The organism is Lonsdalea quercina, assembly GCF_900107885.1.
Lineage (GTDB): Bacteria > Pseudomonadota > Gammaproteobacteria > Enterobacterales > Enterobacteriaceae > Lonsdalea > Lonsdalea quercina.
In genome coordinates this window covers 183,534-207,463 of the sequence record NZ_FNQS01000002.1, presented here as the reverse complement: position 1 = coordinate 207,463, position 23,930 = coordinate 183,534, and the positions used below count along the sequence as shown (strand labels likewise).

The 23,930-nt window shown below is 56.5% G+C and carries 18 protein-coding genes; 7 read left to right on the top strand and 11 right to left on the bottom strand.

Annotation, left to right across the window (positions count from 1 at the left end):
- Window positions 1-73: 73 nt before the first annotated feature.
- Window positions 74-1,822 carry a D-lactate dehydrogenase gene (dld, locus tag BLU64_RS03845; protein ID WP_026742493.1) on the top strand — a complete coding sequence of 583 codons (1,749 nt, stop codon included), beginning with the start codon at window positions 74-76 and terminating at the stop codon, window positions 1,820-1,822.
- Window positions 1,823-1,917: 95 nt separating this feature from the next.
- Here the strand turns inward: dld and BLU64_RS03840 are convergent, their stop codons facing one another.
- From BLU64_RS03840 to BLU64_RS03815, 6 genes are all read right to left on the bottom strand, one after another.
- Window positions 1,918-3,561 carry a Na/Pi cotransporter family protein gene (locus BLU64_RS03840; protein WP_026742492.1) on the bottom strand — a complete coding sequence of 548 codons (1,644 nt, stop codon included), beginning with the start codon at window positions 3,559-3,561 and terminating at the stop codon, window positions 1,918-1,920.
- Between the two features lie 249 nt (window positions 3,562-3,810).
- Window positions 3,811-4,803: an ABC transporter ATP-binding protein gene (locus BLU64_RS03835; RefSeq protein WP_074727943.1), complete on the bottom strand. Its 993-nt coding sequence runs from the start codon at window positions 4,801-4,803 to the stop codon at window positions 3,811-3,813.
- A gap of 2 nt (window positions 4,804-4,805) precedes the next feature.
- Window positions 4,806-5,591: an ABC transporter permease gene (locus BLU64_RS03830; RefSeq protein ID WP_026742490.1), complete on the bottom strand. Its 786-nt coding sequence runs from the start codon at window positions 5,589-5,591 to the stop codon at window positions 4,806-4,808.
- A 19-nt stretch (window positions 5,592-5,610) separates the two neighbouring features.
- Window positions 5,611-6,453, bottom strand: a complete 843-nt coding sequence (locus BLU64_RS03825; protein ID WP_026742489.1) for an ABC transporter permease — start codon at window positions 6,451-6,453, stop codon at window positions 5,611-5,613.
- On the bottom strand, window positions 6,450-7,268 hold the full coding sequence (locus BLU64_RS03820; protein WP_026742488.1) for an alkaline phosphatase family protein: 819 nt from the start codon (window positions 7,266-7,268) through the stop codon (window positions 6,450-6,452). Before BLU64_RS03820 ends, BLU64_RS03825 begins: the two co-directional genes overlap by 4 nt.
- Before the next feature lie 22 nt (window positions 7,269-7,290).
- Complete coding sequence (locus BLU64_RS03815) at window positions 7,291-8,352, bottom strand: ABC transporter substrate-binding protein (protein ID WP_026742487.1); 1,062 nt, start codon at window positions 8,350-8,352, stop codon at window positions 7,291-7,293.
- 268 nt (window positions 8,353-8,620) lie between these two features.
- Between BLU64_RS03815 and BLU64_RS03810 the strand changes: the two genes are divergently transcribed.
- Window positions 8,621-9,331 carry a UTRA domain-containing protein gene (locus BLU64_RS03810; RefSeq protein WP_074727942.1) on the top strand — a complete coding sequence of 237 codons (711 nt, stop codon included), beginning with the start codon at window positions 8,621-8,623 and terminating at the stop codon, window positions 9,329-9,331.
- An 85-nt stretch (window positions 9,332-9,416) separates the two neighbouring features.
- On the opposite strand, the gene BLU64_RS03805 is transcribed toward BLU64_RS03810, so the two are convergent.
- Both BLU64_RS03805 and BLU64_RS03800 read right to left on the bottom strand, forming a co-directional pair.
- Window positions 9,417-9,848, bottom strand: a complete 432-nt coding sequence (locus tag BLU64_RS03805) for a type III secretion system chaperone (RefSeq protein WP_026742485.1) — start codon at window positions 9,846-9,848, stop codon at window positions 9,417-9,419.
- A gap of 33 nt (window positions 9,849-9,881) precedes the next feature.
- Window positions 9,882-14,903, bottom strand: a complete 5,022-nt coding sequence (locus BLU64_RS03800; protein ID WP_026742484.1) for an AvrE-family type 3 secretion system effector — start codon at window positions 14,901-14,903, stop codon at window positions 9,882-9,884.
- A gap of 233 nt (window positions 14,904-15,136) precedes the next feature.
- Here BLU64_RS03800 and BLU64_RS03795 point away from each other — a divergent pair, with 233 nt between their 5' ends.
- Window positions 15,137-16,516, top strand: coding sequence for a pectate lyase (locus BLU64_RS03795; protein ID WP_074727940.1), 1,380 nt, complete (start codon window positions 15,137-15,139; stop codon window positions 16,514-16,516).
- 1 nt (window position 16,517) lies between these two features.
- Window positions 16,518-16,862: a DNA-binding protein gene (locus BLU64_RS03790; RefSeq protein ID WP_074727938.1), complete on the top strand. Its 345-nt coding sequence runs from the start codon at window positions 16,518-16,520 to the stop codon at window positions 16,860-16,862.
- A 168-nt stretch (window positions 16,863-17,030) separates the two neighbouring features.
- Here BLU64_RS03790 and topA read toward each other — a convergent pair whose 3' ends face one another.
- Window positions 17,031-19,628, bottom strand: a complete 2,598-nt coding sequence (gene topA / locus BLU64_RS03785) for a type I DNA topoisomerase (protein ID WP_074727936.1) — start codon at window positions 19,626-19,628, stop codon at window positions 17,031-17,033.
- Here topA and BLU64_RS17370 point away from each other — a divergent pair.
- Together BLU64_RS17370 and BLU64_RS03780 are read left to right on the top strand one after the other, a co-directional pair.
- Window positions 19,530-19,808 carry a hypothetical protein gene (locus tag BLU64_RS17370; RefSeq protein WP_162174222.1) on the top strand — a complete coding sequence of 93 codons (279 nt, stop codon included), beginning with the start codon at window positions 19,530-19,532 and terminating at the stop codon, window positions 19,806-19,808. The two genes, topA and BLU64_RS17370, sit on opposite strands and share 99 nt — an antisense overlap.
- Before the next feature lie 254 nt (window positions 19,809-20,062).
- Window positions 20,063-20,320, top strand: a complete 258-nt coding sequence (locus BLU64_RS03780) for a YciN family protein (RefSeq protein WP_026742480.1) — start codon at window positions 20,063-20,065, stop codon at window positions 20,318-20,320.
- Window positions 20,321-20,407: 87 nt separating this feature from the next.
- Here BLU64_RS03780 and sohB read toward each other — a convergent pair whose 3' ends face one another.
- Window positions 20,408-21,454 carry a protease SohB gene (sohB, locus tag BLU64_RS03775; RefSeq protein ID WP_026742479.1) on the bottom strand — a complete coding sequence of 349 codons (1,047 nt, stop codon included), beginning with the start codon at window positions 21,452-21,454 and terminating at the stop codon, window positions 20,408-20,410.
- A gap of 320 nt (window positions 21,455-21,774) precedes the next feature.
- Between sohB and BLU64_RS03770 the strand changes: the two genes are divergently transcribed.
- Window positions 21,775-22,536 carry a YciK family oxidoreductase gene (locus tag BLU64_RS03770; RefSeq protein WP_026742478.1) on the top strand — a complete coding sequence of 254 codons (762 nt, stop codon included), beginning with the start codon at window positions 21,775-21,777 and terminating at the stop codon, window positions 22,534-22,536.
- A gap of 88 nt (window positions 22,537-22,624) precedes the next feature.
- On the opposite strand, the gene rluB is transcribed toward BLU64_RS03770, so the two are convergent.
- Window positions 22,625-23,506, bottom strand: coding sequence for a 23S rRNA pseudouridine(2605) synthase RluB (rluB, locus tag BLU64_RS03765; RefSeq protein ID WP_026742477.1), 882 nt, complete (start codon window positions 23,504-23,506; stop codon window positions 22,625-22,627).
- Between the last annotated feature and the right edge of the window lie 424 nt (window positions 23,507-23,930).

Sequence of the window (23,930 nt, the reverse complement as noted above, 5' to 3'; positions counted from 1 at the left end):
GATACACGCAAAATTCTGAATAAGCACTATCCTTTTAAAGAAATCATAAGATTAATTAACAGGACGGACTCTCATGCAGGATCATGCAACTTCTACCCCGTTTAGCGTAAACGCCCAGGAGCTTATACACACCCTTACCCATATCGTCGGCAAATCTTATATCCTCACGGACACTCACAAAACTGAACGCTATCGAAAAGGATTCCGCTCCGGTCAGGGAGAGGCGCTCGCCGTCGTCTTTCCGGGATCGCTACTGGAACAATGGAAAGTATTCAAAGCCAGCGTGGAAGCCGATCGCATCGTTATTATGCAGGCCGCCAATACCGGTCTGACCGAAGGTTCCACCCCTAGCGGCGACGGCTACGATCGTGAAATCGTTATCATCAACACCCTCAGGCTGGATAAGGTGCAACTGCTGGATCAGGGGCGACAAATCGTCGCACTGCCCGGCAGCACGCTATGGCATTTGGAGCGCGTGCTGAAGCCCTTAGGTCGTGAACCGCACTCGGTGATTGGCTCATCTTGTATTGGCGCTTCGGTAATTGGGGGGATCTGCAATAACTCCGGCGGTTCGCTGGTGCATCGCGGTCCCGCTTATACGGAGATGGCGCTGTATGGCCAAGTGAACGATCAGGGCAAGGTAGAGCTGGTCAATCATCTGGGGATTAATTTGGGCGAAACGCCGGAACAGATTCTGGTCCGCCTGGAACAACGTCAATATACCGAGGCCGACGTGGTCAATGATGAGCGACAGGCGTCCGATCATGAGTACGCCGACCGTGTCCGGGACGTGGATGCCGACACCCCTTCCCGCTTCAATGCCGATGAACGTCGCCTGTTTGAAGCCGCAGGCTGCGCCGGTAAGCTGGCCGTCTTTGCCGTCCGACTGGATACCTTTCCGGCACAAAAATCTCAGCAGGTCTTCTACATCGGCACGAATCAGCCTGAGGTGCTGACCGAACTTCGTCGCCATATTCTGGCGAATTTCACGCATTTGCCGGTCGCGGGGGAATATCTTCACCGGGACATGTTCAACATGGCCGAGGTCTACGGCAAAGACACCTTCGTCATGATCGACAAGCTGGGCACCGATAAAATGCCCATGTTCTTCAACCTCAAAGGTCGAATGGACGCCATTTTCGATAAAATCCCCTTTCTCCCGTCGCACCTTGTGGATCGCACCATGCAGCAACTTAGTCGTTTGCTGCCCTCTCAGTTACCTGAGCGGATGCGGGCCTATCGCGACCGCTACGAGCATCACCTGATGCTGAAAATGTCGGGAGAGGGGATCGAAGAGGCGCATCGCTGGTTGGAAAGCTATTTCCGCGAGGCGGACGGCGAATTTTTCGCTTGTACGCCAGAAGAAGGCGATAAAGCGTTCTTACATCGGTTCGCAGCAGCCGGAGCCGCGATTCGGTATCACGCGGTGCATAGCCGCGAGGTCGAGAACATCCTGCCGCTAGATATCGCGCTGCGTCGTAACGATCGAGAGTGGTTTGAGCACCTGCCGCCGGAAATCAGCGATCAACTGGTGCATCGCCTCTACTATGGACACTTTATGTGCCACGTTTTCCATCAGGATTACATCGTGAAAAAAGGCGTCGATACCCATAAGCTCAAGGAGCAAATGCTGGAGCTGCTCGATAAACGAGGCGCGGAATACCCCGCGGAGCACAACGTCGGCCATCTTTACCAGGCCAAACCACAGCTTAAGGCGTTTTATCAGCAGAACGACCCGACCAACACCCTCAATCCCGGTATCGGGAAAACCAGCAAGTTGAAAAACTGGGGCTGCGGCTGCAACGACGGTTCACGCCGCTAAGGCCCGGTCGACTCACCGTTGGGGCTTCGCGCACGTTCGCGAAGCCCTGTTTTCCGAACGTCGCTTGACTCACTCCACGGACAGAAAGCCCGCCGTTAACTGCCTTCTATCACGTCACGTTTTTCATCGTCCTGATCCTCCAGCTCCAGCACGCTGTAGGCCACCGAACAGAATAGCGAATTCAAACGCTTCATATCGCCCAACAGCCCTAAATGCAGCGAACTGGTTTCCAGGCTCTGCACATTCTTCTGTCGCAAGCGCTCGACGTGCGCATGAGCGAAACGGCGATCCATGATCCGGAAGCGATGCTTGGAACGACGCAGACGTTTCGCGCTGGCGAGATCGTTGTTGAAAAACACGGTCTGGCTCATCCGCAGGTTGTCGAGTAGTCGGGAATAGAGCGCATCCAGCTCCTCCAACCCTTCGGCGGAAAACGCCCGGCGTGAGGCCTGCGCCTTTGCGCGAATATCTCCGGCCATTTTTTCCAGAATATCGCCCGCCTGCTCCAGATTCATGGTGACTTCGATGACCTCCGCCCAGCGGCGCGAATCGCTCTCACCTAAATCCTCTTTGGCCATCCGCGCCAGGTACAGTTTGATCGCGGTGTAGAGCACGTCCACATCGTCATCCAGACGACGAATGGTTTTCTCCTGCAGATAATTGCCGTGCATCATTTCGTGGGTGAGAATCAACATATTTTCCACGATGTCCCCCATCCGCAAGGTCTCCCGAGCGGCATTGGCCAGCGCCAGCGCCGGGGTATCCAACACGCTGAGATCAAGATGTCGCGGACGCAGACGCGGGTCCTCTTCCTGATTATCGCGGAGTAGCAGCTGGCACCACTCCGCCATGCGCCCTGTCAGCGGCAGCATCAGCAAGCAACGCAGCAGGTTGTAAACCACATGGAAGTAGATGACCAGATTCTCGGTGCTCACGGGGAGTTTTTCCATTTCCACCGCCAACATCTCGACAAAGGGCAGCACCACCACGCAGCCGGCCAGTTTGAACAGCAGGCTACCCAACGCGACCCGGCGACCATCGATGCTTTGCTTGCTCGCGTTGATCATCGCTAGCATGCCACTGCCCAAATTGGCTCCAACCACCAGACAGAGCGCGACCTTCAGCGAGATCACGTTGGTTGCCGTCAGCGTCGCGGTCAGCAATACGGCCGCCAAGCTTGAGTAGCTGACGATGGCGAACAAGGCGCCAATCATGGCATCCAGCAGGATGTCGCCCGTCAGCGAAGAAAAGAGAACCTTCACCCCGGCCGCCTGCGTGATCGGCGTAGCCGCATTCACAATCAGCTCCAGCGCCAGCAGGATCAGTCCGAGACCGATCAACACACGCCCCATCTGTCCGATGCGCGCTTGTTTACGACTCAGGAACAGTGAGACGCCGCTGAATATCAGCAGCGGAGAGAGCCACGAGAGATCGAAGGTCAAAATACGCACCATGAGCGCGGTGCCGACATCTGCGCCCAGCATAATCACCAACCCGGGGGCCAAGGCAATCAAGCCCTGCGAGACGAATGATGTGACCAGCAACATAGTGGCGTTGCTGCTCTGCACCAACGCGGTAACCACAATCCCTGCCATAAAGGCCAGCGGCTTGTGGCTGACGTTATTACTGAGCATTCGACGCAATCCTGCGCCATACACTCTCATGATGCCGGTGCGGACAATGTGCGTCCCCCACACCAGCAACGAAACGGCGGACAACAAATGCAGCAATATCAACAAAACAGATAGCTCCTTAACAGTCAGCAATCAACGTTTCCTATCGCAAGTGAGGTAGCCAAAAAACGTCGCGTGGCAGAAAAACGGCCAATCGGTTTCCCCTCTTCGATACCGCCGTTTCACCGTGGAAGAAGATCGGCGGCGGCATGACTTCCATCGTCCCGACTCAGGAGTGAACCTCACTCTGATGCGGTGAGTGCGATTCAGTTTAGGCTGTTGAGAGACTCTTTGTCCGCTCAAAGAGAGTTAACGTCAGGCCACCTCCTGAACAGTCGCCAGATTGAGGAGTAATCCCACGCAAGCTCCCTCATCATAAGCCTGCTCCATCGAACGGTTGAGCGTATCCACCTGAAGTTCGATGCCCTGCGCCATCACCCGATAGCGAATCACATTGCCGAGTAGGCTATGGCTGACGATTGTCGCAGGCACGCCCTGCTGCGGATGGGTCAGCGTGATCGACTCAGGGCGAATAGCCACCTGGTGCGTAAACGTCTGCCCAATCAGCCGGGAAGCCTGTTCCGCGTTCAACAGATTGTAGTTGCCAATGAAGCCGGCCGCGAATGCATTGACCGGCTGCGTATACAGTCGCGCCGCGTTACCATTCTGCACGATTTCGCCTTTATTCATCAGTACGATGCGGTCGGATAGCGTCAATGCTTCTTCCTGATCGTGCGTAACAAACAGCGCGGTCAGCTTCATCTCGCGCTGGATATTGCGGATCTGCTCTCGCAGGTGGCGGCGAATTCGAGCGTCCAGCGCGGAAAGCGGCTCATCCAGCAACAACAGCTGTGGACGCGTCACCAACGATCGCGCCAGCGCCACGCGTTGACACTGGCCACCGGAAAGCTGATGCGGATATCGCCGGGCGAGCGTCTCGAGTTCCACTAGCGCCAGTACTTCCGCGACGCGGCGGCGCACTTCATCACCCGACTTTTTTTGCATTTTCAATCCGAAAGCGACGTTGCCTTCCACCGTCATATTGGGGAACAGCGCGTAACTCTGAAAGACCATACCAATCCCCCGCTTCTGGGGGGATTGCGGCACGATGTTCTGCCCTTGTAGCAGGATCTGTCCGCTGTCGACCGGGGTAAGGCCAGCAATACAGCGTAACAACGTGGATTTCCCACAGCCGCTCGGGCCCAGCAGCGTCACGAATTCTCCCTCTTCAGCCATGAAGTCGATCTGGTTGAAAACCGGGGTCGCCCCGAAACTTTTAGTCAATTGCATCACTTGCAGATAGGCCATTTTTACCCCTTGTCTTTATTTAACAAATTCGCCAGCCACGTCACAACCAGCACGACGAAGAAATAGGAGATCACCAGCGCGCTGGTGAAATGCCCGCTGCCATTACGCATGTTGAACAGGTACACCTGCAGGGTTTCGTAGCGGCTTCCCACCAGGAGATTGGCGAAGACGAACTCGCCGATCAAAAAAGAAAAAGAGAGCAGGACGGCGATAAAAGCGCCCTTACGCAGATTAGGCAGCACCACCCGCCATGCCGCCTGCCAGGTACTGGCGCCCAACAGGTGGGCGGCGTCGATCAGCTCGCGCAGATTGATCGCCTGCAGATTGTTGGTGATAGCCCGATAGATAAACGGCAGCGCGATGGTGAAATAACAACCGATAAGAATCCACGGCGTACCGGTCAGCATCAGCGGCTCCGAAGAGTAGAGCTGTAACAGTCCCACAGAAGAAACGATCGGCGGCACGGCAAAGGGGAGCAAAATCAGGATGTTCATTACCGCATCCAGCCGAGGAAATTGATAGGCGATAACGAACATCGCCGGCAGAATCAATAACAGCGACAGCAGCAGAGAAGCACCGCAGATCAACAAGGAGTGCCACAACGCCGTCAGAAAACGCGGATCCGACCAGAGACTTTTCATCCACTTCGTCGTAAAGCCATCCGGTAATACGGTGGCGCCCCACTGGGTCGCGAAGGCATAGACCAAGGTTGCCGCCAGCGGCAGTACCAGAACGAACAGCAGCGCTCCCACCACGAAACGGTGGTAAACGCGTTCAGAGACAGACATAGCGATCCTCCGCGATGAGTTAACGTTTCACATTCAGGTAGCTGCGACCAACCAACCACTGATGAAGCACCGTAATCAGCGTCATCAACACCACCAGCAGCATGGACAGCGCACTGCCGAGATGGGGGTCCAGCGAGATATCCCCCGCGACCAGCGCCGCGATCCGGACAGGCACAACGTTAAAGTTGCCGTTGGTCAGCGCATACACGGTGGCATACGCGCCCAGCGCATTCGCCATCAGGATCACGAAGGTGCCCAACAGCGCCGGCATCAAGATAGGCAGCCCGATATATCGCCAGTAACGATAACGCCCGGCGCCGAGCAGCGCCGCCGACTCCCGCCACTCCGCTTTTAGACCGTCGAACGCGGGATACAGCAGCAGGACCCCCAGCGGGATCTGAAAATAGGTGTAGAGGATAATCAGCCCGGAACGGGAGTAGAGATTAAACGTCTCCATGAAACCCAGTTGCCTCAGCAATAACGTCAGGCAGCCGTTCAACCCGAGCAGGATGACGAACGCGAACGCCAGCGGCACGCCGGCGAAATTGCTGGTCATATTGGTGAACGCCATCACGCAGCGATGCAGTCGACCGCCTCGAAGCTGACTCAGCGAGTAACTACCGAGTAGCGCGATCAACAAACCGTAGAGGCTGGAGTGAAGCGAAATATCCAGAGAAAACCGTATCGCCTGAAGATAGAACGGCGATGTCAAAATGTCCCGGTAGTTATCCCAACCCCAGCGAGCGTTAATTTCACTGTAGAAGCTGTTGACTGCGATCCACCCCAGCGGCACCAGCTGAAAAGCAATAAAGCACACGGCGAAAGGCAACAGACAAACCATCGCCAACACTTTTTTCTTCATCGGCTCGCTCCAATACCGTCAGCAAGCAGCGCCGAACAGCGTGATTTATCGTGCGGAGCACCCAGGATATCGCAGATCGTACCGCACAGATCCGTCTGACGCGGCGAGGCATCGCCAAGAGAAAATGCATCACCGAAAACAAACAGCGGCACCGCTCTTTCCTCCGGCAGCACGCCACCGTGACTGCGGTCGTCGTTCATACCATGATCCGCCGTCACTACTACCTGATACCCCGCCGACAACCAGTCCGCCAACCGCAGCGAGAGGTAGCCGTCCGCCCTTCTGGCCTTGTTCCGATACTGCGGCGACGACAGGCCGAAATGATGACCCGCATCATCAATGTTCATCGAATGCACCAATAGAAAGTCCGGCTGATATGTCCGACGCAGACTCTCGGCGTCAATAAACAGGTGCGAATCCGGGTAGTCGTCCTCATAGTAAAAATGACCGTGCTGAATGGGCAGATGGGTATCTGCGGTATGCCGATCGCGCGGCGGGTCAAAGGGCGTCCGGTTATACAGCTCGCTCACCCAGTGGTAAGCCGCCGCCGCGGTGGTCAGCCCCGCGCTACGGGCATAATGGAAAATGCTCATCTGATTTGACAGCCGTTGAATCTCATTGTGGACGATACCGCTTTCCACGGGCGTGACGCCGGTCAGGATGCACTCATACAGCGGCCGGGAGAGCGAGGGCAATTCGCAGGTCAGCGCATAGCGCCGACCTCGTCCCGCATCGCACTGCGCTTGCAGATATCCCATGGCATCGCGAGCAACCCGATCATTCAGACCGTCCAACACGACCAGAATACATTTCATGCTTGATTCGCTCCCAGACGAGTTACTGCTGCATGTTGATCATGACGGATTCCTGCCACTGCCGCGGCAGCAGACGCGCGCTTTTCTCCCAGGCAGCCGGGTCTGCAATGGGACGGGCTGACTGATACTGTGCCGCTGGCAGCAGCTTGTCTTTCACATCATCCGGCAGCGACAAGTGCTCCGCGCGGATCGGGCGGGCATATCCGCGCGCCAGATTGATTTGACCGGCGTCAGAGAAAATGTATTCGCGCGCCAGCTTGGCGGCGTTAGGATGCCGGGCATACTTGTTGATTATCGTGGTATAGCCAGACGTCACCGAGCCATCCGACGGGATCAGCACAACAAAACGGTCTTTATCAATTTGGTCGCGGTAGTTGAGGCCGTTGAAGTCCCAGACCACTCCTACCTGCACTTCGCCTTTCTCGATATTGGCGATGACCGGATTAGTCAGCCCGAGCCGACCGGCCTTGGCCAGGTCGGCGAACAGATCCAGCGCCGGTTTGAGATTGTGCTCATCGCCACCCATCGCATAGGCCGCCGCCAGGATACCGTTGGTGGCCTGAGCCGCCGAACTGACGTCTCCAATAGTGACGGTGTAACTTCCTTTTCTCAGGTCGGCCCAGCTGTGAGGCACGTCTTTGACCAACTGCTTATTGACGATGAAGGCGATGGTGCCGGTATACGCCAGCGCCCAGTGTCCGTCTTTGTCTTTGGCCCAGTCGGGGATCTGCGACCAGGTGGTCGGTTTGTAGGGCTGGGTGACGTCTCTTTGCACCGCAATGGGGCCAAACGACGCGCCCACATCACCGATATCCGCGCTGGCATTCTGTTTCTCGGCGGCGAACTTGGCGATCTCCTGAGCCGAACTCATGTCGGTGTCCGTATGGCGCAGGCCATATTTTTCATTCAGGTCCTTCCAGGTGTCTTTCCAGTTAGCCCAGTTGTCCGGCATACCCACGCTATTAACCTGTCCTTCCGCTCGCGCCGCTTGCTCTAGCTCGGCGACGGAACCTTCGGCCGCGTGAGCGGATGAAAGCGACAGCACAACGGCTGTCGTGAATAGGGATGCAACCTTAATTTTCATCGTAAGTGCTCCTGGTGATAGGAATAAGCGCTGGTCTAGTCCAGCAAAATCCACGCCAATCTACGCTCTAAAGATGAAATTTGTATGTCAGTCGCTCCTTATCGCCTGCTGGGTGTACGGTGTGGAAATTAACGCTCGATACTCCCGTCTCTCTATCGCGGCTCGAGCAAGACGTTTTGACGGCTGCGTGGCAATATGGCGCTCTGATCAAGAATGGTGGTGTACCCACGGTGGTGCACGGCGTGCTCCAGAATAGGCTGATGAACTCATGCAACAACCCTCGACAACCGTGGCGCTGATCTGCCGGACGCTGCGGACGCAAATTGATGAAGGAACATGGCGAAACGAGGCGCGTCTCCCCTCGGAAAGAACGTTGAGCGAACGGTTCTCCACCACCCGAATTACCCTACGGGAAGCGCTGCTACAGTTGGAATCCCAGGGAGTGATTTACCGGGAGCCTCGCCGCGGGTGGTTTATTTCGCCGCCGCGGATCGTCTATAACCCCTTGCAGCGGAGCCATTTTCACGCGATGGTCGAACAACAGGGGCGCCATGCCGCCACAGAGGTTCTGGAAGCTCGCGAGATCGCCGCCAGCGACGAAATCGGTCAGCAACTGACGCTGCCGGTCGGCGCAAAGGTTTACCAGATCCGCCGCTTGCGACGCATTGACGCACGCGCAGTACTGTATGTGGAGCACTACCTTAATCCCGCATTTTTCCCGAATATTCTGGCGTCCGATCTGACGCAATCCCTGACCGATATCTATGAGACGCGCTATGGCGTTTGCTATGGCCGGGTGCGTTTCACGATGTTGCCGACGCCGGTTCCCCCTCTGGCCGCTTCTGCGCTTAACGTCGCCTCAGGCAGCCCTGCGCTATTTATCACCCGCATCAACCGGGACCAGTCGGATCGGATCATCGATTGCGACCACGAATACTGGCGCTACGACGCCATTCACATCGACGTCGAAGCGGTCTGACGGCGCTGAAAGCGTTGGCTACGGCGCAATACGCGGCGGCGCCTACCGTCGCGTTCCCGCATGAAGCCATGACGGTCGCGTGCGGTTACGCCGCCTGCATCTGCCCCAGCAGTGAAATAATAAAGTCCCGGGTCTCTGTCACCTGTTGGATGAATCCCGAAAGCATGGCGTTGAAACGGTTTTCATCCAGCCTATCAAGCGAGTGTTGAAAGCACAGTCGTAGCTGATTAAATTCATCCAACGCCAGCCAGCAACCGCGCATCGCCGCCATCTCGAAATTGAGCTGCAGCATCAGGCGGTAAATCGCCGCTTCGTCCAACCTCTCCAGCCCGTCCAGCGCGACTATCCGGCAGTGCAGTAAAAGTTGTTCGCTGTGCGCGGGAACGTCAATGACCGCCGCTTCTTCGCCGTTTTCGTCATTCAGCACGCAAATTCCATTATCCAGCCTGAGCGGGGTTTGCGTGGCCCGACCAAACGCTTGCAGTAAACGAGAGACGTGTTGTTGTTGGGAATGCATTGTGAAGCTCCTTCTGCCCTGTGCCATCGTGAATTAGTGTTTCGCCAGCGTAATGCCTTCCTGATGCAGGCTGTCCAGCGCCTGCGCCAGGGTAGGATTAGCCCGCGCGATCTCGCCTTCCAGACTGAAATGTCTCGGCGTGTCCTGATTTTGTCCGTAGGAGAAGTGAATTTCTCCCAGCGACTTGCTCATACTGACGTCCACACTGCTGGACGCCCCAACGATAGGCGTCGGGAACGTGAAGCCCTCCTTCTTCTTCACCGTCTCGGTAAAACTGATCGAGCCGATGCGCAGATTGTTGCTGTCCTTGAACAGATCGACGATGGCTTGTTTGCTCAGGCTGTTGTTCTGAATGCCTTTTTCCACCTGCTCTTTCACCGCGTCCTTCGGTTCCAGGTTCACGCTGGCGGAGGCGTTGGGCAACGACTGTAAATGGGTCATGACCGCTTTCAACGCCGGGTCGGCATTCATGAAGGCGTGGATACGTTCGGCATTGGTGGGCGGCACGTTATCGTTCACCAGCTTGCGCAACGCATGCAGCACGCCATTGCTGTCCAACTTCGACAGGTTGGCGTAGCTGGCGCTATGGCTGACGCTCGATAGCGTCACCGCCTGATGCTTCGCCGCCGACTGCTGGCGAACCGCTTTGCCGAGCGACTGCATTGCGCTGTATTGCCCATCGTTCTGCGGCGTTTTGGCATCGAAGTGCCGATGCATAATGGCCAACTGTTCGTCGATATCATCCAGTTTGTTTACGCCGCCTAGTAGCTGCTGGGTTTCCACATCGGCAAAGTGTTTCTCAAGCGAAGCCGTCAGTTCTTCGATGTCGCTTTTCTGTAGCGGCTCCGCCACTTTGACATTGAGAGAGATGCTGTGACTGGTTTTGGTATCGACAGACAGCGTGGCTGAAGCCCCGGTGCCGAATCCTGCCGGCAGCGTCCCCTTGCCGGGTTGCGTTGTCGCCATCCCGGCCCAGAGCGCGGCATTCGCGCCGACGGAAGCCTGGTTAAAAAATCGCACTCGGTTGTTGCTGGTCGTGTTTTTCTCGTTCAGTTGGCCCCGGACCGTGCTGCGATCGTGACTGGCGGACAACACGTTGACGCCGCCGCTGACGCCCAGCGAAGCTCGGGTCGTGGTGGAGAAGGTTGTATTGTCGTTGTCCGTCATGTTGACCGCGGCGCGACCGTCGAGCGTGAAAGCGCCGTCCACATCGAAATTCACAGAAAGCCCCTGCTTGACCTGGTGTTCGGTACCCTTTTTCATGAGATCCAGCGGATTGATCTTCCCCTGCGTCAGCTCATCGATAAACGACGGCAGCTCTTTTTCGCTTAGCGTGAAGCTGAGGCCGTTTTGGCGGGTCGCGCCAATGGTGGCGGAGCCGCTGACGCCCATCCTCAGATCGAACGTCAGCGTATGGTCATCATCCAGAATGAGATTTTCTTTCGTCGCCTTGGGTTCATGACCGACGATCACACCGGCTTTGGCGCTGAGGCCGCCGGTGCGGCCAAAACTGACATTGATGCCGTTGTCTCCCCGGCTGAAACTTAAACTGTAGCCCCGTTCGCCCGTCACGCCGCCGCTGGCGATCAGCGGCGACGGGAGGTGGTTAATGGTCACCTTGGCCAGTTGCGTCGGCATCACATAAACCGAGCTCAGGCCCGCGTTATAGCTTCGGTTGAAGCTGAGACTTTCGCCGGCATTCAGCGACAGCACGGTGTCTTTCATTTTTTGGGTTAACTGCCCCTGATCCTCCGCCTGCAGCGACGTGCGAGAGGTCACGCTGACGGCATGCCGTTCATCTTTGAAGGCGCGGGTGAAGGTTTTCACCGCGTCATAATCCGCCTCCAGCGCTGAAAAACAGGTGAATCCCATGTCCGTGGCGCGCTTCACGTGGTGATCGCCATACTGATGATCCCGCAGCAGCGTCAACGCCTCCTGCATCGGTTTGAGATCCGCTTTCGTCGGCGAGGCGCCGGAGAATCCCGCCAGCTTATCCACGATGCCGTGCAGATCGCCGATAGTCAGCGTGTCCAGCGCCAGCCGCGACTTCGTCAGCGCCATCTCATCATGGACGTCGCGGTGCGCGCCCTGAACCACCTTGTCGCTCTGGTAGCTCATATCCACCTTTTTCATGACGAACTGCTTCAACAGCGCGCTCGCCTTGCTGTCCGCCGAAGAAGGATGCGCCAGCGTGGCCGTCATTAACGCGTCGCTGAGGCTCTTCCCGGAACGATGCGAGTTCATGCCTTGAATGGCGGACTTCAGCGCCGACGGGGTGAACTGGTGATTGATCTCGCCTTTGGCGTTAATCAGCCCCTGATGTTTACCCAGCAACAGCGCCGCGTTGCCCGAGCTGCGTTCCAGGTCCTGATGAAACTGATGCAGCGCCGCCATCAGCGGCTTGCCGGCGTCTCCCAGATTCAGCTGGCTCAGCTTGGTTTTCAGATCGGTGGTGTTTGCCTGCGGACTCTGCTGACGTTGCATATTCAGCACCTCCAGCCGCTTAAAGACCGAAGCCTGGGCCGAATAGAGCGGATGCAGCCCGGCACGCCCTTTGAAGTGATGCTGAATGCCATCTCCCACGCTTTTGCCTAGCTCAGCCGGCAGCTTAATGACATTCGCGCGCATACGATCGACAAAACCGCTGCTGGTCTTTTTGTTTTCCTGCGCCATTTGCCCCAGCACTTGCGTATCCAGCTTCGCCGTTAATCTCGTTCCAGGGATAGATACGGCTTTGGTCGCGCCGCCTAAGCGCTGGTAAACCGTCTCGGCCTCTCGCGGTTGAGGCGCGGTGATTTCCGTGTTCGGTCGATGCTCCGTCCAACGGCCTTGGGTCAGACGCTGATGACGATCGTCCTGATGCGCCAGCAGGCCATGCTCCGGCGTTGTATCCAGCCGATCAACCTTGCCGCCCTGCGGCGTTTCCACCGGTTGCCAACGCGTTACACCGGATTCCGCGCGGTCGTTTTGCCAGGCCTCACGCGGCAAGATAAATAAGGCGCCCTCATGGTTAAGCGCGAACAGGTTGCTTTCGCGATCCAGCGCCAGATCGCGGATCTCCCCCGTCAGCCCGTCCTTCGGTAGCGCCGTGGCGGGGGCTGAGGCCCGATTCGTGCCGGGACGGACCTGATGCAGTTGGATGTCCCCCTCTTTATTGGCAGAGATGAATCGATTGGCGGTCAGCACGGCAACCGCGACGGCGCCACTGTCTTTCCCCAATCCCGGCAATGCATCGCCGGATTTCGGCGCGTGGCGCGCGTGGCTAAGGGCAAAGACGTTGCTGTCGCCATGAACGACGCTGTCCGCTTTCTGATTGATCGTCAACGCTTTGAGCTGGCCGTCATGCAGGACATAGGGCTGGTTATCCAAACCGCGTTTGAGCTGATTGGCGGAAATCGTCGTCGGCGTCCAACTGCGGGTCACGCTGTCCACGTAATGCACTTTGCCTTCGTGCAGCGCCATCATGCCGAAGCGTCCCATATTCATGACAGATGACGACGGCAGAGCGACGTGCAGCAGCCCCATTTTGTGGTCCACCACCAGCGAATCGCTTAGGTTCCAGCCCGGCTTGAAGCCGCCGCCTTCCGCCGCAGGGGCGGCCAGATGTTTATGCCCCTGCGCGTCTTTGACCAACGCATGCAGACTGCCTGCGCCGTTGCTGACAAAGCCCTCCGTGTGATGACCTACCCCCAGCGCCCCTTCCAGATCCGGGCTGTGCAAGGGGGTCAGTTCGACGCGATGACTGTCTCCCTGTGGCAACGTCCCGACAAAAACCTGCCCTTCACGATCGGCCACCAGCAGCTTTTGCCGATCGAGTCCTACGGCTTTGGCATCCACCTGTTCGCTGCCGCGTTCCAGCGCGATCGTGCCGTTTAGAGCCAGTTGCAGCGCCCGGTGCTCGCTCTTGGGAGCATTCAGCGTCGGCAACAGATGCAGCTTGCCCGCACCGTGGTCAGACGTCGTCAACACCACCGTCTGCCCGTCAAGGTTGGCGGAGAACGAGATAATTTTGTCTTTAAAGGCGGTCGACTCCATGCCGGTCGACAGGTTGCTTAACAAGTGGCTCTCCTTCACCGCATACAGGTTCCCGTCGGCCTGTCGGGACAATTGCGCGTGCTTGCGGTCGTCTTTTGGCTGCCAGACGCCCTCGGGACTCAGGCTGAACAGCTTGCCGTCGTGGAGGCGCAGCGCCTCGTCATGAACGTCCAGAAAAATCCCGGACAGTTGAGACTGGAGTCCGCCGGTGGGGTTAGGCAGCGACTGCGATCCGGCGTCTTTACCGTTGAGCTTCGCTTCTGTGCGCACCTGTGTGTCAGACGCATGCAATGCATAGCCTGCCGACGCCTTGCTGTGCAGTAATTCGCTGTCTTTCCGTGAGGGCGCGCTGCTGTGCAAACCGACCAGCCCGTGTTTGCCGTGATGAAGGCTGAACAGGCGCCCTATTTTATCCATCAACAGATGATGGGTGCCGTTCGAGTTCTTGTGATGCGCCACAAACGGTAGATCGTGTTTACCCAGCGTTTGCGACAGCACCGTTTTTATCGGGGCTGGGACATCGTCGCCCAAGATGACCTTGCCTTTTTTATCCAGCGAAAGCCCCAGACCCACTGCCGCAGGGGCGTGACTGGCAATCGTGCCTGCCGCCCCGTCAAAATGGGAAACCGCGCTATGCAGACTCGCGCTTCGGGACGAACCCGTCTCACTCGACGCAGAGCGTTGCAGCAGCTCCCGTAACGTGGTGACGGTTTTCACCGGCGTCTCAGCCGTCGACGAGGGGCCGGCAGTGTCCTGCATCGCACGGTCGATGGCGTCTCTCATGTCGCGAAGATTGGGGGAGCGACCTACCTGCGATCCTAGCGAGTCAGGCGGCACCTCGCGCTGGCTGACGCGCGGGGTTGCCGCCAGACGCAGACCTTCCTGAGTCAACGATCCCGTCGCCTTCTGTCCAGCGACGGAAGCGTGCCCCTGAGAGACCGCGCGCCCCTCTCCGGACACGGTCGGCGTATCGACTTCCGCCACCGTCTTCTGATGAATGTGTCTGATATTGCCCAACATAGCCGTCTCCCAGAGATGTTGTTGATGAAGCTAATTGCCGAGTGAGTGGCTGGGAAAAGGCATTAGGTTCCGCCCGGAAATAAGGGGGGCATGGACGCTTGCGTCTTGTCATTCGCGCACCGGAGAGACAGGAACCCGGCGAATATTTGAACCACCCATATAACGACGAACCGTCGATTCAATATTCTCCGCAGCCTATTTTTTACTCAACAACAGCTTACGAGGCACTCGCTATGTCAGACCTGAACACCACGCCTACCCTGCCCGGCTCCGGCATGAATAATGCCAATCTGGGCAGCATCTCTTCCCAAAACCTGCCAGCGGAACGGCAGAACACCGGCGCCAGCACGACAGAACATCAAACGGCGCTAGACAGCGTGGCCAAACTGTTGGCGGCACTATTGCTGACCCTGCAAGCCGCTAGTCAGGAGGCATCTGAGGGCATGCGCCCCACGGATGGCAGTGTCGCCGCAGGCGGGATTGGCGGCCGGGACGGACAGAATCAGCGAAACCAGCTTGAAATGCTCGGTAAGCTGTTGGATACGCTGATGCCGCAGAACGGGCAAAGCACGCAACAAAGTGCTACGTCCTCAGCAACGCATCCACAGGATCTAAGCCGCGATACATTGCAGAATGCCGGAAGCCAAGCGCTGCAAGGCAGCCTTTCGCCGACACAGGACGGTGGTGGGCAGTTTAGCAGCGACCAACTGTCTCAAACGCTGATGCAACTGATCGCTATGCTGATGGATAACCAAAAGAGCCAGTTTGGCCAACCACAAGAGGGTGGCGCCAGCAACGGCGGCGCATCAGCCGTGCCCGGCTCGCAGCCGAACAATCGCACGTCAGGGGCTGCGGTGGAGTCGCCCCAACCCACGGAGACAGCGCCTTCCGCGCCGGGAGGAGCAACGCTGCCGGGAACCGATGGCAGCAGCCCGTCATCGTCGAAGTCCCCGGTTCCTTCGAACGAAGCGCCGTCCGCGACTGGTCAAAGCGGCGCCGTCAGTTTCCCCACGGCCGATAACGCCAATGCGGTCGTCGTCAACGAGCCGATCAAAGTCGGCGCCGGGGAAACCTTCGACGGCCAGGGAAAAACCTATGTCGCGGGGGCTGGGTTAGGCAATGGCAGCCAAACGGAAGGACAGAAACCGCTGTTTGAAGTCGCAGACGGCGGCTCAGTTAAAAACGTCATTTTTGGCGATAACGCTGCGGATGGCATTCACCTGCACGGCGACGCCACGATCGATAATGTTCACTGGACCAACGTCGGCGAGGATGCGTTAACGGTGAAGGAGAACACCGGCAATCCAGCCAACGTCACGATCACCAACAGTAGCGCTCAGGGAGCTTCCGACAAGGTCTTCCAACTGAATGCGGACGCCAACTTCACGGTGGATAATTTTAAGGTTAAAGACTTCGGCACCTTCGTGAGAACCAACGGCGGCCAGCAAGGAAACTGGAATCTCAACCTCAGCCATGTTGATGCGGAGAACGGTAAGTTCGCCTTTGTTAAAAGCGACAGCAACGGGCTTACTATCACCGCCCAAAATAACAGCCTGAGTGACGTCAACAATTCATTCAAAGTGCCGACCTCGGCCGCATTACAGGTAAGCTGAGATGAATAGCAAAACGCCCTCTTTACCCCACGCCGCCTCCCCCCGTTGGCGTGACCGCGTCACGCCGGGCGGATCTCTGTCGCCCACCGAACGGTGTGCGTTCGATAAGGCGAACCATCTGGTGTCATTGCGAATAAATCAGGTATTAGGTCAAAAAGATAAACCCCGGACGGGCCAGTTTGATTTCGACGCATTCGTGGATTCACTGGAGGCGGACTTTCTGCAACGTTCGGGGGACCCTTTAGCACAGGACTTGCATAGTGATGTCGGGCAGACGGCGTTCTGGGTCATCCGAGCGATCGCCGACCATCTGATTGCCCTTCAGGCACAGCGTCGCACGGATTGACCGCACTCTCTTAGGTCGGTGCCCGTACGCAATGACGGCGACAGATCCCCCCTTCAGGAGCGCGGTAAATAGTGCGATCGTTCAATAAAAAACGGGGCCGTCAAAGACGGCCCCGATATCATTCTCTTACCTGTCGTGCTCGGCGTAAGTCTTTTCGCCGGGTGCGAATTATTTCTTGGTCTCAACCCATTTGCCATCCACATAGAAAGCGGACCAGCCGGTGGCCTTACCGTCTTTTTCAGACGAGACGTACTGCTGTTTGGTTTTACGGCTGAATCGCACCATCGTTTTGTTGCCCGCACCGTCATCGACCGGCGCATCGGCCAGATAGCGCAGTTTTTCCGGCAGTCGATCCTTGAATCGCACCAGTTCTTCCACCCGTGGCGCTCGCGTTTCGCGAGATTTCGGGAACGTATTAGCGGCAAGGAACACCCCGGCGGCGCCGTCTCTCAGCACAAAATAGGCGTCGGACTTCTCGCAAGGCAGTTCAGGCAGCGGCACCGGATCTTCTTTCGGCGGAGCGACTTCGCCGCTGCGTAGGATCTTACGCGTGTTGGTGCAGTCTTCGTTGGTGCACGCCATGTATTTACCGAAACGCCCCATTTTCAGATGCATTTCCGCGCCGCATTTGTCGCATTCCACTACCGGGCCGTCGTAGCCTTTCAGACGGAACTCGCCCGTTTCGATTTCATACCCGTCACAGGAAGGGTTGTTACCGCAGACGTGCAGCTTACGCTGATTGTCGATTAGATAACTGTCCATTGCCGTACCGCATTTCGGGCAGCGGCGGCGCGCGCGCAACGCGTGGGCTTCGGCCTCATCCCCTTCCAGGATGTTCAGCACTTCCTCTTCCGGGATCAGATTGATCGTCGTTTTGCAACGCTCTTTCGGGGTCAGCGCATAGCCGGAGCAGCCCAAGAATACGCCGGTACTGGCGGTACGAATCCCCATTTTGCGGCTACAGGTCGGGCAGTCGATGCTGGTCAGCACCATCTGGTTCGGCTTCATACCACCCGCTTCCGGATCCAGCTCGGCCGTTTCCAGACGCTTGGTGAACTCGTCGAAGAACTCATCCAACACGGCTTTCCACTTCGCCTGATTGTTGGCGACCTGGTCGAGGCTGCTTTCCATGCGCGCGGTGAAATCGTAGCTCATCAGCTCACGAAAGTTTTCTTCCAGGCGATCGGTGACGATTTCGCCCATTTTCTCCGCGTAGAAACGACGGTTCTCGACGCGGACGTAGCCACGATCCTGAATTGTCGAAATGATGGAAGCGTAGGTTGAAGGACGCCCGATCCCGCGTTTTTCCAGCTCTTTCACCAGAGAGGCTTCGCTGTAACGCGCAGGCGGCTTGGTGAAGTGCTGACTCGGCAACAGTTTGTCGAGCGTCAGGGTTTCGCCCACCTCGACCGCTGGCAGAGAACGATCTTCATCATTCTTGCGTAGCGCAGGCATCACTTTGGTCCAGCCGTCGAAACGCAGCGTGCGGCCCTTGGCGCGCAGCTGGTAGTCGCCAGCACTGACCGTCAGCGTAGTGGAGTCGTACTGCGCCGGCGTCATCTGACAGGCGACGAACTGACGCCAGATCAGCTGATAGAGCCTCTGCGCATCCGGCTCCATATCTTTTAACTGTTCGGCCTGCACGTTGACATCGGAAGGACGAATCGCTTCATGCGCTTCCTGGGAGTTCTCTTTGCTGCTGTAGTGATTAGGCGAGTCCGGCAGGTAACGTTGGCCGAATTCGTCGCCGATAAAGCCGCGAACCATCTCCAGCGCATCCTGACTCAGGTTGGTGGAGTCGGTACGCATATAGGTGATGTGACCCGCTTCATACAACCGCTGCGCCATCATCATGGTCTTTTTCACGCCGAAGCTGAGACGTGTGCTGGCCGCCTGTTGCAGCGTGGAGGTAATAAAAGGTGCACCGGGTTTGCTACTGGTCGGTTTATCTTCGCGATCGGAGACGACATAGCGGGCTTTCTCCAGCAGAGAAACCGCCGCGTGGGTCTGCGTTTTGTTGACCGGTTTGAAAGGCTTGCCGTTGTGATGCGTGACCTGCATTTTGAGTGCGACGTCGCTTGACGCCAGCAGGTCCGCGTGAAGTTCCCAGTACTCTTCAGGAACAAACACTTTGATTTCACGTTCGCGATCCACCACCAGCCGCACCGCGACGGACTGAACGCGTCCGGCTGACAGGCCGCGGGCAATCTTTTTCCACAGCAACGGCGAGACCATGTAACCCACGACCCGGTCCATGAATCGACGGGCCTGCTGAGCGTTAACGCGGTCGATATTCAGTTCGCCTGGATTTTCGAACGCTTGCTGGATCGCGTTTTTGGTGATTTCGTTAAACACGACGCGACTGAAGCGCGTTTCATCTCCACCAATGATTTCCCGCAGGTGCCATGCAATGGCCTCCCCTTCGCGGTCAAGGTCGGTTGCGAGATAGACGTGTTCTGCGTTTTCCGCCAACGTTTTCAGCTCGGCAACCACTTTCTCCTTGCCCGGCAGGATCTCGTAATTCGCCGCCCAGTCGTGATAAGGATCGACGCCCATACGATTGACCAATGCGGTCTTCTCGTCTTTTTTTGGCGCTTTTTTGGTTTTTCCCTGTGCAGAATCCGCGCTCTTTTTACTCGCAGAGCCGCTGGTCGGCAGGTCACGCACATGACCGACGCTGGATTTAACCACATAGTTATTGCCAAGATACTTATTGATCGTTTTGGCTTTTGCCGGGGACTCAACTATGACGAGAGCTTTACCCATAATTTATTGTTACCTACTGAATTCTTTGAGAAAAGAAAAAATCTTCACCATCACGGGATGATAACCGTCATCACCCCAGCTCAATTCGCTTTCGGCTGCGAGGAACATCGTTCTGTTCTTGTCTTCACGGGCTTGCAGGCACCGCTGATCCGCCGCAACTCTATGATCCCGTGGGAATAGTCATATACCGCATTGTAACCATAGTTAACGGTTATCATCCACGGCGTAAATAAATTATTCTGCTTGACTATGGAAAATCCCACACTCTACCTGATAAATGCGACCACGCAACTTAATTAGCATGTAAAGGCGGTTTTCGCCACCGATCGCCCCGCGAGAACTTAAACGGGTAAGATAAAAATCTGGTAATTTGCCGTGTAAAGGCGTCAGGCAGTACAATGCGGCAAGATTTTATCCGCAGGAGCACAGGCGTTATGCACACCCATAAAGAAAAGACCCCAATCGATCGCGCCACCTTGCTGGCTGAAGCCAACACCCTCATCAAAAATCACGACGACTATCTGCAAGGTATTGAAGCCACCGACGTCGAACAAAAAAACGGCGTGCTGGTTTTCCGCGGCGACTACTTTCTTGACGACGAAGGCCTTCCTTCGCGCAAAACTACCGCCGTTTTCAATATGTTCAAATACCTGGCGCATGAGCTGTCTGATAAATACAGCCTGCAGGATTAGTCAGCCAGCGGAGAAACGTCGAGAGGCGTAAAGCAGGAAGTTTGATTCAGTCATAGCCCGCCGTAGCAGCGGGCTATGACTGGCAGGTCACAGGAGAGGCTGATGCCCTCTTTGCCACCAGCGCAGCATCAAGCGTTCCAGCGTCGCGCCCGCGCTGCCGGTGAAACGATCCATCAGACGTTTACGGCGCAAATAGTGCACTGACAAGACGTTATGCGTTTTCATCTCCGCAATCAGCAAATCGTCGCTGGTGCCAATCGCGTCCACCAGCCCCAACGCTTTCGCCTGAGTACCGAACCAGTGCTCACCCGTCGCCACCGCATTGATATCCAGACCAGGACGCATTTCACTGACGAAATTTTTAAACAGCTGATGCGTGATATCCAACTCTTCGCGGAATTTCTCCCGTCCGGCATCGGTGTTTTCTCCAAACAGCGTCAAGGTGCGTTTGTATTCACCTGCCGTATGAAGCTCGACATCAATATCGTTGTTTTTCAGTAACCGGTTAAAGTTCGGCAGTTGCGCAACCACGCCGATGGAACCGACGATGGCGAACGGCGCCGCCACAATGCGATCCGCTACGCAGGCCATCATGTACCCCCCGCTGGCCGCGACTTTATCCACCGCCACCGTCAGACGGATCCCCTTATCGCGCAAACGCTGGAGCTGGGAGGCCGCCAGACCGTAGCCATGCACCACGCCGCCTGGGCTTTCGAGTCTTAGCAGCACTTCATCGTTCTTGCGTGCTACGGCCAACACGGCGGAGATCTCCTCGCGCAGCGAACTGACTTCTGAGGCGTCCATACTGCCGTTGAAGTCAAGCACATACAGGCTGGGTTTGCCGTGCGCCTCCTCGCCGCGCCGCGTGCGCTGCTTCTCAAGCCGGGTTTTCGCCTTTTCCTCTTTCTTATGTTTTTTTTCCAGCGCCTTGCATTCCGCGTCGCTTAGCACTGCGCTTTCCATTTCCTGCTGTACGCCACGGTACTGTTCGCCGAGGTCGATCACCTGCAGCTCGCCGCTTCGCTGGCGTTTTCGCTGAGACAGGCCGACGGTCAGCACCACCAGCGCGCCGATGGCGACCACCACGGTCAAGGTCTTTGCCAGAAATAATCCATATAAAGCCACTAATTCCACGAATACCGCCTCTTATTCTTTGACGAGCAGGAAACTGACTTTGCCAGCGTTCCTGCTTGGGTTACATAACATCAGTGTCATAACGTAGCGTATGCCATACGTAATGGCGATGCCTCAGCAATGAAATTCACACTTTCGCTGTTTTTTCCAACGCCCCGCCCGGATATCACCTCAGTCTGATTGAAAATGCCTATCGTTTCAGGCATAAATTCTCTATTTATGCCTTCCTAAATCGATTTCGGATTCAGTCCGCCTTACGTGGCCGATAGCAATCCCCCTTCGTTCAGCGTCTGATTTGACGACGGAAAGAGGACATTGACGTGTACTATCAACCTAAAAACGACCTGCTGAAACAACGCATTATTCTGGTGACCGGCGCGGGCGACGGCATCGGACGCGAAGCCGCGCTGACCTATGCCCGCTACGGCGCCCGCCTGGTGCTGCTGGGCCGTACAGAAAGCAAACTACGCGCCGTGGAGCGGCAGATCCAAGAGGAGTGCGGCGCCCACAACTATCTGATTCCATGCGACATGCTAACGGCTACGTCGGAGCAATTTCATCAGATCGCGGATGCGCTGAGCCAGGCGATGCCGCGCCTGGACGGCGTCTTGCACAACGCCGGATTGCTGGGGCAGATCGCCCCCATGACGGAACAGTCGAGCGACGTTTGGCGACAGGTGATGCAAGTCAACGTGAATGCCACCTTTATGCTGACGCAGGCGCTACTTCCCCTGCTCCTTAAATCGTCCAGCCCTTCACTTGTTTTCACCAGTTCCAGCGTGGGGCGCCAAGGCCGCGCTGGCTGGGGCGCCTATGCCGTCTCCAAATTCGCCACCGAGGGCATGATGCAAGTGCTGGCCGAAGAGTATCGCCATCGTAATTTGCGGGTGAACTGCATCAATCCCGGCGGAACGAGAACCTCAATGCGGGCTGCTGCCTTCCCTGACGAAGATCCGGAAAAACTGAAAACGCCAGCGGATATCATGCCGCTCTATTTGTATCTGATGGGCGATGACAGTCGACGTAAGACGGGAATGAGTTTTGATGCCCAACCGAGAAGGAAACCCGGAGCGGCGAAATAACGCAGGCAGGAGGAGACGGTATTGATAAGAAAGACGTTCCAGAAAAATCAAACGGGATACCGTATTGCATTGGGTATCCCGTGGTAAATCATCCGTTACGCTTGGAAGGCGGATTACGGCGGCTTGGCGCAGCGCTTACCTGGCTGTGACGTTTCACCGCACGGCGGATCTGATGAGCTTTCATCCGACGACGTTCACGTTCAACCGGCAGTTTGCTCACCGTTTCGGGCGGCAACTGGACCAGTTCACGCAGATAGTTGACGTCTTCCAACTTCATTTCAGACCAGCCGCCACGCGGCAGGCTCTTCGGCAGTTGGATGTCGCCGTAACGTACGCGGATCAAGCGGCTAACCTGAACCCCGACGGCTTCCCACAGGCGACGCACTTCGCGGTTACGCCCCTCTGTCAGCGTCACGTTATACCACTGGTTCATGCCTTCACCGCCCTGATAGCGGATAGTGCGGAACGACGCGGGGCCGTCATCCAGCTGTACGCCTTTGCTCAGCTGTTTAATTTTGTCGTCGTCAACCGAGCCGAAGACACGAACGGCATATTCACGTTCGACTTCACGGCTAGGGTGCATCAAACGGTTTGCTAACTCGCCGTCGGTGGTGAACAGCAGCAGACCGGAGGTGTTAACATCCAGTCGACCGACCGCGACCCAGCGGGCTCCCTGCATTTTAGGCAGGCGGTCAAACACCGTCGGACGACCGTCAGGATCGCTGCGCGTACACAGTTCGCCTTCCGGTTTGTAGTACATCAAGACCCGGCATACCGTGTCTTCGGTATCGCGCACCGTCACCACGTGACCGTCGATGCGCACTTTGGTCGCTTGGGTCACTTCGACGCGATCGCCGAGCGTGGCGATTTTACCATCGACGCTAATGCGCCCTGCCTGAATCATTGTTTCGATTTCCCGGCGTGAACCATGTCCTGCACGCGCCAGTACTTTTTGTAGCTTTTCGCTCATTGAGCAACCTCTGAGTGTCGCCTTCACAGGCGTCTAGTATACTTTCAAAAACAATGAATTAACCCACAAAAAGGCCAACTCACTGATATGTAACTGTTCCACCATATGCATCGCGTAAACAACGTGCCATACACAATGATTTGTGGGCCGACATACTACACGAACTTCAGGATAAATGATTCTCCTAGTTTTATTCGTGTCGAACTGCGTACGATAAGCTATAAACAAGCGTATATAGTTATAAACTGAGTTTTTAGATTAATAGCTGTGCTACAAAACGGATCTTTGAATACTCACAAATTTGTATGCTGCTGGTCGTGCACAGAGCTTCAAAATTCCATAAAAGAAGATTTTTATCAGCATCACCTTAACTGACTACTTAGTCGCCTGTTATGAAGCTCTGCAGCCATTTAAATTAAGTAAA

What these genes read in the sequence shown, in the direction of transcription:
- BLU64_RS03835 (WP_074727943.1), bottom strand. Translation starts at nt 4,803, where the DNA reads ATGGCCTATCTGCAAGTGATGCAATTGACTAAAAGTTTCGGGGCGACC.
- BLU64_RS03810 (WP_074727942.1), top strand. Translation starts at nt 8,621, where the DNA reads ATGCAACAACCCTCGACAACCGTGGCGCTGATCTGCCGGACGCTGCGG.
- dld (WP_026742493.1), top strand. Translation starts at nt 74, where the DNA reads ATGCAGGATCATGCAACTTCTACCCCGTTTAGCGTAAACGCCCAGGAG.
- BLU64_RS03805 (WP_026742485.1), bottom strand. Translation starts at nt 9,848, where the DNA reads ATGCATTCCCAACAACAACACGTCTCTCGTTTACTGCAAGCGTTTGGT.
- BLU64_RS03780 (WP_026742480.1), top strand. Translation starts at nt 20,063, where the DNA reads ATGCACACCCATAAAGAAAAGACCCCAATCGATCGCGCCACCTTGCTG.
- BLU64_RS17370 (WP_162174222.1), top strand. Translation starts at nt 19,530, where the DNA reads ATGACCGACGCTGGATTTAACCACATAGTTATTGCCAAGATACTTATT.
- BLU64_RS03830 (WP_026742490.1), bottom strand. Translation starts at nt 5,591, where the DNA reads ATGTCTGTCTCTGAACGCGTTTACCACCGTTTCGTGGTGGGAGCGCTG.
- rluB (WP_026742477.1), bottom strand. Translation starts at nt 23,506, where the DNA reads ATGAGCGAAAAGCTACAAAAAGTACTGGCGCGTGCAGGACATGGTTCA.
- BLU64_RS03820 (WP_026742488.1), bottom strand. Translation starts at nt 7,268, where the DNA reads ATGAAATGTATTCTGGTCGTGTTGGACGGTCTGAATGATCGGGTTGCT.
- BLU64_RS03815 (WP_026742487.1), bottom strand. Translation starts at nt 8,352, where the DNA reads ATGAAAATTAAGGTTGCATCCCTATTCACGACAGCCGTTGTGCTGTCG.
- BLU64_RS03790 (WP_074727938.1), top strand. Translation starts at nt 16,518, where the DNA reads ATGAATAGCAAAACGCCCTCTTTACCCCACGCCGCCTCCCCCCGTTGG.
- BLU64_RS03825 (WP_026742489.1), bottom strand. Translation starts at nt 6,453, where the DNA reads ATGAAGAAAAAAGTGTTGGCGATGGTTTGTCTGTTGCCTTTCGCCGTG.
- BLU64_RS03800 (WP_026742484.1), bottom strand. Translation starts at nt 14,903, where the DNA reads ATGTTGGGCAATATCAGACACATTCATCAGAAGACGGTGGCGGAAGTC.
- BLU64_RS03795 (WP_074727940.1), top strand. Translation starts at nt 15,137, where the DNA reads ATGTCAGACCTGAACACCACGCCTACCCTGCCCGGCTCCGGCATGAAT.
- topA (WP_074727936.1), bottom strand. Translation starts at nt 19,628, where the DNA reads ATGGGTAAAGCTCTCGTCATAGTTGAGTCCCCGGCAAAAGCCAAAACG.